Below are 13,205 nucleotides of genomic sequence, written 5' to 3'. Positions count from 1 at the left end.
AAAAATCTGTCTCCTTCTGGCCAGCTTGGTTAGCATGGGGAAAGGACAGATTTTTTTCCGTATGTCTTGAAGGGCCTTATTTTGTGCCTTTGTGTTCAGCCTTGATGTTGATCTTGCTCTCAGCCAGATCTGTCAATTTCAGGTCAGTTGCCTTCTCTTCTTCCAGCGTCATGAGCAACAGGTTCAGTACCTCTTTGTGGCCTAGCTGCTTGGCATAGGTGCAAAGCGTGCCGTAGCCGGCAATTTCGTAGTGCTCCACGCGTTGGGCCGAAGCGATCAGGGCAGCGTCCATCACTTCCGAGTCAGCGTTTTCGGACATCATGTCCTGTGCTTCCCGGATAATGCCTTCCATCGCTTTGCACTTTTCTCCGGAGGCCTTCATGCCCAAGAGGTCGAAGACTTGCTCCAGCCGCTCAATTTGTTTCTCTGTCTCGCCGAGGTGCATCTCAAAGGCTTTCTTTAACTGTGTAGACGAAGCCTGCTTCATCATTAAAGGAAGCGCCTTGGTTATCTGCTTTTCAGCGTTGTAGATATCCTTTAGTTCATGGATGAATAAGTCATTCAGATTGTTTAGTTTCATAGCTTGGAAAGGTTTAGCGTCGTAAATAATTGCAAGCCGAAGCTTGTGAGATTACTATACGGGAGGTTAAGACGGAGGTTTAAAAATGTAATTTTTATTAGATAAAATATATATAGTAAGATCACATGATATTCGGCTATACCCCGGATGTGGTATCTTTCTTGTGGGAGCTATACCTGTGCAATTGACAGAAAGGCATTATTACAGGCCAATGACGCAATTAGGAAGCCTATTCCGTAACGAATTTGAAAAATATTGGTAATCTTAGGAGGGTGATGGCATCGCAGGCCATCATACCTTTTAGAGTTAGCATACAATTAGCATATAAAAGAACACCCGTGGATAAACCAAAAGGAAAGCTCATAGCCATTGGCGGAAACGAAGACAAAGGCTCATACCCGAACCCGAAACACAAAAAGAAATATTACCTCGATTTTTTTGAGTTGGGTATACTCAAGCGCTTCCTGAACGAGATACCCAATCGCAATCCCACCATTGAAGTGATCACGACGGCCTCGCTTATACCCGAAGAAGTAGGTGAGCGCTACGAAAGCGCCTTCGGCATTTTGGGATGCGAGAACGCCAACCTGATGCACATCCGGGAAGAAGAAGACGCCCTGAAGCCGGAGTACCTGGAGCGCATCCGCAAGGCTGACGGCGTGTTATTCAGCGGAGGCGACCAGTCGCGCCTGACCCGCATTTTTGGCGAAACGGAGTTTCTGCAGATCGTGCATGACAGGTACTGGCAGGAAGATTTTGTGGTCGCAGGGACGAGTGCGGGCGCCATGGCCATGTCAGAGATCATGATCAAAGGGGGTAGCTCAACGGAGTCGCTGCTGCGTGGCTCTGTCAAGATGGGCCGTGGCTTCGGGCTGATCAGCGGTGTGATCATCGATTCGCACTTTGTCATCCGGGGACGTTTTGGCAGATTGATGGAGGCAGTGGTAACGCACCCCAAAACTGTTGGCATCGGGCTGGGAGAAGACACGGGTGTGCTGATCACCGATGGCCACATGATTGAAACAATTGGCTCCAACTTGGTGGTCATCGTGGATGGCCACGGTGTGGATTACACCAATATCAATGACATAGAGCCCGGGCGACCGATCGCCATCTCCGGTATGATGATGCATGCACTGGCCAAGGGGAACGTATTCAACATCAATACGCGCGCTTTTTACAAGGACAAGGAGGCTGTGGAGCGGAACGAGCTCGCTTCGGAGACGAGAGGCTAATCTTTGTAAATAGCCACCCTCCCTTCACGCCCGCTGCTGCGGTAGCCCCTGTACATACCGTCAGAATTGAAAGGCAGGGCCAATTCTCCTTTGCCGTCTACCGCAATCAGGCCGCCCTCTCCCCCAAACTTGACGAGCTTGTTCAGAACCACTTCGTCACAGGCCTCCTGCAAGGTATAGCCCTTGTATTCCATCAGGCACGAGACGTCGTACGCCACCACCGCCCGGATGAAGTACTCGCCGTGTCCGGTGCAGGAAATAGCGCAGGTTTTGTTGTTGGCATATGTACCCGAGCCGATCAGGGGGCTGTCGCCGATGCGGTTGTAGTTCTTATTCGTCATGCCGCCTGTGGAGGTGGCTGCTGCCAGGTCACCGTTCGCATCGCGGGCGACGGCCCCCACCGTCCCAAATTTCCGTTCCTTGCTGTGATCCAGCATAAAGGTATCCGTATCACGCACCTCACGCCACTGGTTGTAGCGGTGCTGATCGTAAAAGTACTCTTCAGGTGCGAACTCAATGTCGTACTTGCGGGCAAACTCCTCTGCTCCGTAGCTGCTCAGAAGCACGTGGTCCGACTGCTCCAGTATGGTGCGGCTGAGGCGCACCGGATTGCGGATGCTGCGCACGCCGGCTACCGCGCCGGCATCCAGCGTCTTGCCACACATGATGGCCGCGTCCATTTCGTGCTTGCCCTCCTTCGTGAACACCGAGCCCCTTCCTGCATTGAACAGTGGCGAATCTTCGAGCAGCGCAACTGCCATTTCCACGGCATCTAAGGCCGATCCTCCTTTCTCTAGTAATTGGTACGCTTGGTTCAGGGCATGCGCAAGGTCTTTTCTGTAAGCTTTCTCAAGTTCGGGTGTCATGGAGTCGGGTGTGATGGTGCCGGCTCCTCCGTGTATGGCAATGGCTAAGTTTTGCATAGTTTGTGGTGCGTTATAGTAGGCTCCTACGCCTGCAGGGCCTTGCCTGTTTTACGAGCGGGGTTTCAGGCCCTAAAATTTAAAAAAGCAGTCATTTTTCAGTCCCGGCGAAACCAAAGATTTTGTATATTTGTCCTTAGATCAATCTATTCATTCTAAAGTTTATTTTATGTCGTTTGATATTCAAGGAAAGCTGTACGAAGTGTTTGAGGAACAGCAGGTAAGTGAAAAGTTCAGAAAACGTGAGTTCGTGTTGGAGATTCCGGACGGTTCTTTCACGCAGTACTGCAAGTTCCAGCTGACACAAGACAAATGCAACCTGATCGACAATTACAAGCCGGGCGACGAAGTGAAAGTGACGTTCAACCTGACAGGCAAGCCCTTCACGAAGAACGGACAGACCATGTATTTCACTAACCTGCAGGCCTGGCGTGTAGAGGGTGCAGCCGCTGCTGGCGGTTACAATGCCCCTGCTCAGGAGTCAGCGGCTCCGTCATTCTACAGCAGCGATGCAGACAACGATCTGCCATTCTAATACATATTGCGTATAAACAGAGCGAGCCCCGACAGGCTCGCTTTTTTTATGCCTTTTTGATTTGTTTAGAACAAAATGAGGCTACCTGCTCTTCTTATTTTATAACGAGGTATAGCCGCTAGCTATACCTGCATCCTTCTGACTATGGACGATTTACAGCGCCTGATCTGGCAGGGCGAAAACGATCAGGTTGATTTCAAGCAGCGCGTCACGCAGCCCGACAAAATAGCACGCACGCTGGTTTCCTTTGCCAACACGCGTGGCGGCACCATCCTGATCGGGGTGAAAGACAATGGCAAAGTCGTCGGCGTTGATCCGGAGGAAGAAAAGCACACCCTGGAGCTAGCCGCCGGTTTCTACTGCGACCCTCCCCTGCTGCTCAGCTACGAAGAAGTGGAGTTCGATGGCCACACCATCCTGAAAGTGACTGTACCGGAGAGCAAGACAAAGCCCCATTTTGCCAAAATAAAGGAGGACGACTGGCGCGGCTACGTGCGGGTGAAAGACACCAGCGTGCAGACCAGCAAAATGGTAGAGAAGTCCTTTCAGGTCGAAGAGCCCACATTCGAGCGTATTCCCCTCGACCGCCACGAGCGCGCCGTACTCGATTACTTGGCACTCAACCGCCGCGTCACACTCCGTCAGTACATGAAGATTGCGAACCTATCGGAAAGACGCGCTTACCGCATGCTGGTTAAGCTGGTGATTCATGGGTATTTGCGTTTGCACTATAAAGAAAAGGAGGAGTTTTATACCCTGAGCTGATTCAGCCTTTTATGGCGCTAGCTTCCAACCTTCTGTCTACTATCGTGGGGCTACTGGCCTAGGTATAGGTATAGGTATAGGGATGGCGTGCGCTGTAGCAACGGCTGTCGCAGGTATAGCAACCTGTACTGCTGTGTAGCTTCGCCTGTGCGGCGGGCACTCACTTTTTGTCTTGACACATATCGAGGGCCCCTACCCCCACTCGCTGACCTCTCTTGACAGGGGGCCCCTTCACCCCCAACAGTAGAGCGTCGAAAAGCGCACCTGGCACAGCTTTCTGTTGCATTATGAGCGTGCGAGTTAGCTTTGCTATACCTGTCCGTCACTGTCAATTCGACCAACGGGAGAAATCTGGATTATTGAGACTGTTGATCCCAGATTTCTCACTGGCGTTCGAAATGACAGAACCATACCTAGAGATGCCCTATACTTCAACGCCTATACCTTGGAGTAACAGTTTCTGGTTCCTCGCCTTTGACTTTTTAGAAGGCCCCTTCCTCCAGGAGGGGCTAGGGGTGGTTGGACCCGGTTAAGCAAAACAGAAACAACACCGCTTATACCTTAGGTATAGCAGCTACAGAAAAGTCCCCCTTCGAAGGGGGCAGGGGGATGACAATCGTGCATTGGAATCCTGAAAATCCTTTAATCCCGAAAATACTGATTCTGACTAGCTATACCTGTTCAACCACCGCCAATTAGGTATACTCTCGTAAGGTTATGAGACATTGTGAGATCAGCGCTTCCTTTACAGACATTATTAGCCTTCACTTTTTACTCAAATCAAGCTTAATCTCGTTCCCCTTTTCATAATACTCAGTATGAGTGAGTTGGCCGGCGCGGTTGTAGATCTGCCAGGTTCCGAACCAGTAGTAGTGGATCACGCGGTCGGTCTCTACTACCCGGGCCATCCCCTGCTTCTCCAATTGGCCGTTGTCGTGGAAGAGCCTGACCAGGAACTCCTTTGAACCTGGTTTGTGGTACTCGATCTTGCGGAGGCTGCCATCAGGATAGTAGTAACGCCACTTGCCTCGCTCCTGCCCGTGCTTGAAACGTCCGTTTCGCAGCAGCGTGGTGTTGTCTGGCAGGTATAGCTTCCAGCGACCATGGTGCCGCCCCTCTTTGTCGAATCGATTGATCTGGAAGGGCCAGATGCCTTTACTGGGCTTCTGCTTCACTTGCCCATGCATGGTCAGTGGCAGTAGCAAAAGTAGCAACAAGGTGAAGGTATAAATCTTTTTCATACACGCTATCTGGTTTTACAAGTCACATCCGGCTAAGCACTCAACTTGTCTCAGGAACGACTAAACAAATATACATAAATTTTCACGCATAACTAATTATTTAGTTATACATCTTTTAAAGGTAAACAGTTATGATTCAAGGGACTAAAAATCGAACAAAATCCGATGTGGTAACAGGGCCTGTGCGATTGCAAAAATTGTGTCTTTCATAGATAGACTGCGCGCTATGTATTTGCGTAAAAAGAGTGTGTCTCTACTATACCCCTACCCTTATGCCCAAACAGACGAAGTCAACCCAGGACAAACCCGAAAAGAAATCCCCTACTTTAAGCAAGGTCAAAACACAAGTCAACGGCAAAGCGACTGACGCAAAAGAGAAAAAAATATTTGTGCTCGACACCTCGGTCATCCTCTATGACCATAGCGCGGTGCAGAACTTCCAGGAGCATGATGTGGCCATCCCGATCACGGTGCTGGAGGAGCTCGACAACTTCAAAAAAGGCAACGACATCAAGAATTTTGAGGCCCGCGAGTTCATCCGCTTCATCGACAAGCTCTCTTCCGAACACATGCTGCAGGAGTGGATTCCGCTCAATGGCAAGACCAAGGGCAAGTTTAAAGTGATGATGAACGGCAGCACGCAGCTCGACGCCACCAAGATTTTCGGCGACAAGAACGACCACCACATCCTGAACTCCGCCCTGCAGATGCAGCAGGATTTCCCGAAAAGCAAGGTGGTACTGGTCACCAAAGACATCAACCTGCGCTTGAAGGCCCGTTCCCTCAATCTGATCTCGGAAGACTATGAAACCGGTAAGATACAGGATGTGGCGGGCCTGTACACGGGCAGCGATACGCTGGAAGAAATCGATCCGACCATCATCAATGAGCTCTACGAAAAGGGCAGTTCAGAAAGCGGGAAAGTGATCAAGGAAACCCCTGCGGACAATCACTTTTATGTGCTCAAGAGCTTCAAGAACTCGATCCTCTCCTACTATAATCCGGCGGAGGACCAGTTTGAACGGGTAGACAAGCAGACGGCCTATGGTGTAAAGCCTCGCAATGCGGAGCAGACCTTTGCCATGCACGCCCTGTTAAATCCGCGCATTAAGCTGGTGAGCATACAGGGCGTAGCTGGTACTGGCAAAACGCTGTTGGCCCTGGCCAGTGCTCTGGAGCAGCGCCGCGACTACAAGCAGATCTACCTGGCCAGACCCATCGTTCCGCTTAGCAACAAAGACATTGGCTATCTGCCCGGCGACATCAAATCGAAGCTAAACCCTTACATGGAGCCGCTTTGGGATAACCTGAAGTACATCCAGAACCAATATGCCGAGAGCAGCAAGGAGTATCAGAAGATCCGGGAGCTGGTGGAGCTGGAGAAACTGGTGATCACGCCGCTGGCCTACATCCGGGGACGCAGCCTTTCGAACATTTACTTTATTGTGGACGAGGCCCAAAACCTGACACCGCATGAAGTGAAGACCATCATTTCGCGGGCCGGTGAAAATACGAAAATCGTATTTACGGGTGACATTTACCAGATCGACACGCCTTACCTCGACTCACAGAGCAACGGCCTCTCATACCTGATTGACCGGGCACGTAACCACCCGTTGTATGCACACATCACACTGTTGAAAGGGGAACGTTCCGAGTTGGCGAACCTGGCGAACGAACTGCTCTAACCATACCTGTATAAAAGGCAAAAGGCCGCTGCTATACCTAGCTGCGGCCTTTTTCTTTTGCGATTCGTGATGTGCTGCCCTCTTCCTCGACGGGGTCGAAGATTGTTTTAAGCAAAAGCAAGCCTTGCTCGGTTTCCTGCTCCGTCTTTAGTTTGTTGAAGAACCCTTTATACTTATTAAATGGGTCGTCGACTACCTGCGTCCGTTGTTGCCATATCACGCGGGTGCCTCCTTCCGTCGGTTCAAGGCTGAAGATGCCGATCGTCTCGAAGGCCTCGCCTTTAGTGAGTTGCTTGTAGTAAAGTTGGTTGGGAGGTGTACTTTCCGTAAAGTGCACTTTTACCATCCCTACCCGGTCGCCTATCCATTCCTGGTGAGCTCCCTTACCCGTAATCGGGCCACCATAAAGCCGGATCATGGTCGGGTCATAGTCCTTATTCCAGGCGTTCCACTCTTCCCACTTGGTGGGGTTGTTGAGGTATGGGAACACCTGCTCGGGTTTGGCGCTCACCACAATGGTGCGCCTGACCTCGTAGGAATCCGGAAGAAGAAAAGAACCGAAATAAACTGCGGCCGAAGTTACCAGCAACGACACCAGCACGATGAACGACGCTTTCATAAACGATGCGACATGCCTGTAAGTGTATGGGATAATTTGATGCTAAACGTACACCAATTTAAAGGAGAAAAAACAATACTGACAAGCAAGTATACAAGAATATTTTTATATCTAAGTCTTAGCTCTGTTTCCGCCCGGCCGAGTTCACACCAATTAGCGGCCCGATGCCGTATAAGGGCCAAACAAAAGACAAAAACATGATTCAGGATCTTATCAATAAAGGACTAACACTCTCACAGCATACTATTTTCAAGCGCTTTCTGGGACGGGCCGGCGGGCTGGTTTCCAAACCCGTAAAGCTGGGCATGCTACTGACAACAGCCTATGGCAAGCTTGTAGATGTAGAGAGTAATCAGAGTGGGTTTGAGCAGGTGAAGGGCGTGATGCAGACCTTCATTCGTCTGGTGAAGGCCTACATTAACGGCTCTTATCGTGAGGTTTCGAACAAGTCGCTGCTGGCTGGTGTGGCGGTGTTGCTATACCTGGTGACACCCCTCGACGTGATACCCGACTTTATACCTGTGCTCGGCTTCCTCGATGACATCAGTCTGATGGCCTGGTTCATCGACTCGTTCCAAAAGGAAATCGCTAATTTCAAAAACTGGGAGACCAACCAGAACTTTGAGCCGACGATGGGAACGCTTTAGGTAATGATTAATGACTAATGAGGAATGAATAATCCTTAATGCGGGCTGATTGTTACCTAAGTCGAAGAAGTATATTTCCCGGATGCCCTTGTTCAATCTTCTTTGGACAAGGGCATTTTTTAATGGCGTTTATACCTACTTATAAATTTTCTACTGTCGTTCTGGACTTAGAATCAGTAAATGTGGTGTATTTGTAGGGACAGCTCGCGACCCAATGGTGTCAACTTAAGGATTTTGTTGAAGATGATTCGGACATCCTTGTCCGCGTATTCCAGCACACGGGGACTAGGAAGCCCCCTACAGTTAGCTTCGGGACAGGGATTTCCTGAAGAGCATTTGCGATTCGCGCGTAATTCGGACATGTCGCGAACTGTCCCTACAATGGAACATCTATGCTGTGTTGGACCACGACGTTACATTCTAAGGTCGCTACATCTTACCTCCTCAACTCTCAAACTCCTAAACTTCCTAATCTACCAAACTCGCATTTCTTCCGTATCTTGGGGACTTAAAACCAACTCTTATAAAAAACCATGATCAGTAAGCGCATAATAGCATTTTTTGCTGCCGCCTGTCTGAGTCTGGGTATAAGCACGGCCAAGCCTGATGAAGGCATGTGGCTGCCTATGCTCCTCAAGCAGCTGAACGAAGCAGAAATGCAGAAAAAGGGCATGAAGCTCTCTGCCGAAGACATTTACAGCATCAACCAGTCCAGCCTGAAAGACGCTATTGTGTCGTTTGGCGGATTTTGTACCGGGGAGATGATCTCTTCTGAGGGGCTTCTGCTCACCAACCACCACTGCGGCTATGGACAGATCCAGAGCCACAGCTCCGTAGAAAAAGACTACCTGACCGAAGGCTTCTGGGCCATGAACCGCGAGCAGGAACTTCCGAACCCGGGCCTGTTTGCCACTTTTATCGTACGCATGGAAGACGTGACGCAGCAGATCCTGGCAGGTATACCTGCTAACGCTGCTGAGGCTGATCGCGAGCGCATGGTGCAGCAGAACATCGCCAAGGTTCGTCAGCAGGCCATTGCCGGCACGCACTACGACGCCATCATCCGCCCGTTCTTCTATGGCAACGAGTACTACATGTATGTCACGGAGACCTTCCGCGACATCCGCCTCGTGGGTGCTCCTCCTTCTTCGATCGGCAAGTTCGGAGGCGACACCGACAACTGGATGTGGCCACGCCATACTGGAGACTTTGCCATCTTCCGCATCTATGCCGACGAGAACAACAACCCGGCCGAGTATTCCCCAAATAACAAGCCTTACAAGCCCAAGCATCACCTGCCGATCTCGTTGAGCGGTGTGCAGGAAAATGACTTTACAATGGTGTTCGGTTTCCCGGGTCGTACCAACGAGTACCTGACCTCGCATGCCATTCAGGAGATCTACGAAGTGTCTAACCCGCACAAGATCAAGATCCGTGACACGAAGCTGGCGGTGCTGGATGAGGACATGAAGGCTTCTGACGCCGTGCGCATTCAGTATGCCGCCAAGCATGCGAGCGTGGCCAACGCCTGGAAAAAGTGGATCGGTGAGAGCCGCGGTCTGCGTAAGGCCAATACCATTGAACGTAAGCAGGAGCTCGAGAAACAGTTCACGGCCTGGGCCAATGGCGATGCCAAGCGCAAGCAAACCTATGGCAACCTGATCAATGAGTTTGCTCAGAACTATAAGCAGCTGGAGGGCGTCACCATCGCCCGCGACTACATTATGGAAGCCGCCTGGGGGGTGGAGCTTGTGCGTTATGCCAACGACTTCATCAAACTAAACGAACTGATTGAGGCCAAAGCGCCACAGCAGGAGATCAACGCGCAGCTTGACCGACTCGAGAGAGGCGCAGCGGGATACTTTAAGAACTACAACGCTCCTACCGACAAGAAGGTGTTTGCGGCCCTGCTGAGCATGTACTATGAGAACCTGGACCATAAACTACATCCTTCGGCCTTCGCCATGGTGCGACAGAAATATAAGGGAGACTTCAGCAAGTATGCCGACGAGGTATACAGCAAGTCGCTCTTTACGTCAGAGGCAGGTGTACGCAAAGCTATTGCCGATATCCGGGCCGGTAAAGCTAATCCACTGAAGAATGATCCGGGCTTCCAGCTGGCCAGCAGCATCAACGACTACTACCGTACGAACGTGTTGCCGACCTATACCAAGGTGAATGACAACCTGAATCTGCTCTATAGAACCTATGTAGCTGGTCTGCGCGAGATGCAGCCGGACCGCAAGTTCTACCCAGATGCCAACTCTACCCTACGTGTGGCCTATGGCAAAGTTGAGCCTTACCAGCCGGTAGATGGTGTGAAGTACATCCACTATACCACACTGGAAGGTGTAATGGAAAAAGCCGCCTCTGGTGTTGCTGAGGACTATGCTATACCTGCCCGCTTGCAGGAGTTGTACGAGAAGAAGGACTATGGCCCTTACGGTGTGAACGGTCAGCTGCCGGTAGCATTCATTGCCTCTAACCATACCACAGGTGGTAACTCCGGTTCACCGGTGATCAACGCCAATGGCCAGCTAATCGGTACCAACTTCGACCGCAATTGGGAAGGCACCATGAGTGACCTGACCTATAACCCGGACCAGGTACGCAACATTTCGGTGGACGCGCGCTATATGCTTTTCATAGTAGACAAGTTTGCCGGTGCCGGTCACCTCGTAAAAGAAATGACGCTGGTAAACGACAACACGTCCGGCCTGCCGCAGTTAGACGCCCGCCGCAAAACCGAGACTCCGGCAGAAGCGACGCAGCTTTCGAAGAAAGAGCAGCGCAAAGCGGAGAAAGCCGCCCGAAAAGCAGCCAAAAAGAAAGAAAAAGAAGCTGCTGAGCTTGTAAACTAAAATCAGCACTTTGTTATTGAAAAAGCCCCGCTTGGTTATTCAGGCGGGGCTTTTTCGTTGTTCTATACCTGCGTATGGAGTATGCTATACCTTATATAGCGCCATGTAGGGTTGATCACTCGCAACAAGTAAATTTCGTCGGGCAACAGTAGCTGTGGAGTTCAAGGTACTGGATATGAGCAATATGCTTGACTGTCTTCAGGAAAATCGTATATTAGCTGGAAACAATGTAATTGATTATAGGAGTTGGAGATGGTTTTAAAGTGACGGTGCAGCAGTTGTATAGGGCAGATTACTACTTCGCATAGAGTGCCAATAACCGTATGTTTACGCTTTCGAAGTAGTTGCCAGTAATCGAAATCATTAAAAGAGAAAAGGAAACAATCAAAAGTGACTTGGTACAACCTGATATTCTTCCACGTTTTCAAGCGCTATTATAAAAATGGAATGTACAAAAATGATATTCCATGGTTAACTGCCTCTGGAATAGTGGGTACATCCAGTCTATTGTATCTATTTACTTTTGCTGACTTGGCTTACTACCTCTCTAATGGAGAAATGCCAGAATTTGATAAGAAGTATATTCTTCCTTCAGGTTTTGCTTTTGTAGGACTTCATTGGCTGTGGTTTATTGGTGGTAGCAGATACCTGAAAATATTTGAGAACTTTAAAGAAAGGTACTTAAGGGATAAACTTACTGAAACGCTATCTTGGGTTTATATCTTTGGTGCTTATATTACATTTATTATGATGATTGTTTGTCTTAGAATGTAGAACCAGTGGAGCTACAAACAGGAATCAGTAAAAAATAAAACAAAAACTCCTTCTGGCAAAGTTACACGTGCAGCCTATACGCTCGGCTTTGCCCGCCCATTGGCTGAACGAGTAACGTTACCAGTAATATCAATCATATTTTAAGAATCAATTCATACGAAGCACTCAAATATGAAAAAGCATTTACTCAATTCTATTGCATTCATAATGTTACTATGCAGTTGTGCAAAAGATAAAGAGGTAAATCCTTCGGCCAAAGAGATGGTTCAAGGGAAATGGGAAACTGTCGAATTATTATGGCAGTTCTATGACGATGCAAATAAACTTGTCTATGAAGAACCCTATAAGGTTATGAAGGGCAACAAGTTTGAGTTTGGTAAAGACTCCCTTTGGATTACTGCCCCTGACTTCGTTAGCTGGGGAGGTACGATAAGATCCAGTACTTATAAATTTTACGAGTTAGATGGACAGGAGCGTTTATACATTGAAGACGGTAAGTCAACTGAGCAAGTAAAAGGGTTCACGGATTATAGAGTTGAGTATGTTTCTGAGAAGGAAATGCGTCTCGCGATCGATACACAGGAGCAAGGAATTAATTCAGTGGAATATCAAGATTGGAGTGATGGCGGCATGCTGAAGTCAACAAGAAAATACGTTCAAACTTTCAAACTTACCCGAGACTAGTCCATAATAAACAGCCAAATAAGAAAACGACTGCTACCAACAAAGCCTATAAGCCACACTTCGGCTACGCCTCGTTAGCCTTCTATACAATCCGTTGGCAGGTATCACACTTATGAATAACAGCCGCATGGTTAAGAAAGTACATCTTGGCTTATTAGTGCTCTTGCTTGCGAATCTGTTGCTGTTTGTAATATCAGACCTTGAGTTTGATAATAGATTGATGTTCCTGGTTCGGGTGCTTATATATGCAACAGGGGTATTATTGTTCATTAATACCTTCAAAAACAGAAGCGCCATAACCTATTATTCGCCTTTGTATATTCTTTCACCTATTGTTGTGTTCTTCTCATGGTTATCTGACGGAATCTTAGGTGCTTTATTAGGCTCTATCTTCTTTGCTTTCTTGACTCCAGCAGACAACATTATGCAGAGTGATAGGTACCAAATCAGGAGCCAGTATACAGGATTTTTAAGTGGTTGTTGCTCGTACAACCTGTATGAAACTAAATTTCCCATGTTTGAAAAGAAGATTGGCGAGTTCAGGGTACAGCGCACTTCAAACGAGATAGCAGATTTAAGAATTAACGGTGATCAAGCAGTAGTGTACTATAAAGTAGAACCAGCTGATTAAACCTTGATTCAGATAAAAAATT

General features: G+C 48.9%; 14 protein-coding genes. 9 read left to right on the top strand and 5 right to left on the bottom strand.

Features of this window, described 5'->3' with window-relative positions; all coding sequences use genetic code 11:
* Positions 1–76 precede the first annotated feature (76 nt).
* A complete protein-coding gene (locus B0B12_RS03980; RefSeq protein ID WP_076666175.1) occupies positions 77–580 on the bottom strand; it encodes a YciE/YciF ferroxidase family protein in 504 nt (167 codons plus the stop codon).
* A gap of 338 nt (positions 581–918) precedes the next feature.
* Between B0B12_RS03980 and B0B12_RS03975 the strand changes: the two genes are divergently transcribed.
* Complete coding sequence (locus B0B12_RS03975) at positions 919–1,815, top strand: cyanophycinase (RefSeq protein ID WP_076666174.1); 897 nt, start codon at positions 919–921, stop codon at positions 1,813–1,815.
* Here B0B12_RS03975 and B0B12_RS03970 read toward each other — a convergent pair.
* Complete coding sequence (locus B0B12_RS03970; RefSeq protein WP_076666173.1) at positions 1,812–2,738, bottom strand: isoaspartyl peptidase/L-asparaginase family protein; 927 nt, start codon at positions 2,736–2,738, stop codon at positions 1,812–1,814. The genes B0B12_RS03975 and B0B12_RS03970 overlap by 4 nt on opposite strands.
* 169 nt (positions 2,739–2,907) lie before the next feature.
* Between B0B12_RS03970 and B0B12_RS03965 the strand changes: the two genes are divergently transcribed.
* Complete coding sequence (locus B0B12_RS03965; protein WP_076666172.1) at positions 2,908–3,273, top strand: DUF3127 domain-containing protein; 366 nt, start codon at positions 2,908–2,910, stop codon at positions 3,271–3,273.
* 144 nt (positions 3,274–3,417) lie between these two features.
* Complete coding sequence (locus B0B12_RS03960; protein ID WP_076666171.1) at positions 3,418–4,038, top strand: AlbA family DNA-binding domain-containing protein; 621 nt, start codon at positions 3,418–3,420, stop codon at positions 4,036–4,038.
* A gap of 50 nt (positions 4,039–4,088) precedes the next feature.
* Here the strand turns inward: B0B12_RS03960 and B0B12_RS20660 are convergent, their stop codons facing one another.
* On the bottom strand, positions 4,089–4,217 hold the full coding sequence (locus tag B0B12_RS20660; protein ID WP_280173743.1) for a hypothetical protein: 129 nt from the start codon (positions 4,215–4,217) through the stop codon (positions 4,089–4,091).
* Positions 4,218–4,802: 585 nt separating this feature from the next.
* Positions 4,803–5,279 carry a toxin-antitoxin system YwqK family antitoxin gene (locus B0B12_RS03950; protein WP_244554585.1) on the bottom strand — a complete coding sequence of 159 codons (477 nt, stop codon included), beginning with the start codon at positions 5,277–5,279 and terminating at the stop codon, positions 4,803–4,805.
* A 272-nt stretch (positions 5,280–5,551) separates the two neighbouring features.
* Between B0B12_RS03950 and B0B12_RS03945 the strand changes: the two genes are divergently transcribed.
* Positions 5,552–6,967, top strand: a complete 1,416-nt coding sequence (locus B0B12_RS03945) for a PhoH family protein (protein ID WP_244554584.1) — start codon at positions 5,552–5,554, stop codon at positions 6,965–6,967.
* Positions 6,968–7,004: 37 nt separating this feature from the next.
* Here B0B12_RS03945 and B0B12_RS03940 read toward each other — a convergent pair whose 3' ends face one another.
* Positions 7,005–7,586, bottom strand: coding sequence for an SRPBCC family protein (locus tag B0B12_RS03940; RefSeq protein ID WP_076666168.1), 582 nt, complete (start codon positions 7,584–7,586; stop codon positions 7,005–7,007).
* Positions 7,587–7,783: 197 nt separating this feature from the next.
* Between B0B12_RS03940 and B0B12_RS03935 the strand changes: the two genes are divergently transcribed.
* From B0B12_RS03935 to B0B12_RS03915, 5 genes are all read left to right on the top strand, one after another.
* A complete protein-coding gene (locus tag B0B12_RS03935) occupies positions 7,784–8,233 on the top strand; it encodes a YkvA family protein (RefSeq protein ID WP_076667651.1) in 450 nt (149 codons plus the stop codon).
* 533 nt (positions 8,234–8,766) lie between these two features.
* Positions 8,767–11,094 carry a S46 family peptidase gene (locus B0B12_RS03930; RefSeq protein WP_076666167.1) on the top strand — a complete coding sequence of 776 codons (2,328 nt, stop codon included), beginning with the start codon at positions 8,767–8,769 and terminating at the stop codon, positions 11,092–11,094.
* Positions 11,095–11,484: 390 nt separating this feature from the next.
* Complete coding sequence (locus B0B12_RS03925) at positions 11,485–11,868, top strand: hypothetical protein (RefSeq protein WP_170871816.1); 384 nt, start codon at positions 11,485–11,487, stop codon at positions 11,866–11,868.
* Positions 11,869–12,039: 171 nt separating this feature from the next.
* Entirely contained in the window at positions 12,040–12,552 is a 513-nt protein-coding gene (locus B0B12_RS03920; protein ID WP_076666165.1) for a hypothetical protein, read from the top strand.
* A 112-nt stretch (positions 12,553–12,664) separates the two neighbouring features.
* The gene (locus tag B0B12_RS03915; protein WP_076666164.1) at positions 12,665–13,183 is read left to right on the top strand and encodes a hypothetical protein; all 519 of its coding nucleotides are present in this window, start codon (positions 12,665–12,667) and stop codon (positions 13,181–13,183) included.
* Positions 13,184–13,205: the final 22 nt, after the last annotated feature.

It is taken from the genome of Pontibacter indicus, from assembly GCF_900156345.1.
GTDB lineage: Bacteria > Bacteroidota > Bacteroidia > Cytophagales > Hymenobacteraceae > Pontibacter > Pontibacter indicus.
Note: the sequence above shows the minus strand (reverse complement) of the source record. Positions and strands in the feature narration are given on the sequence as shown.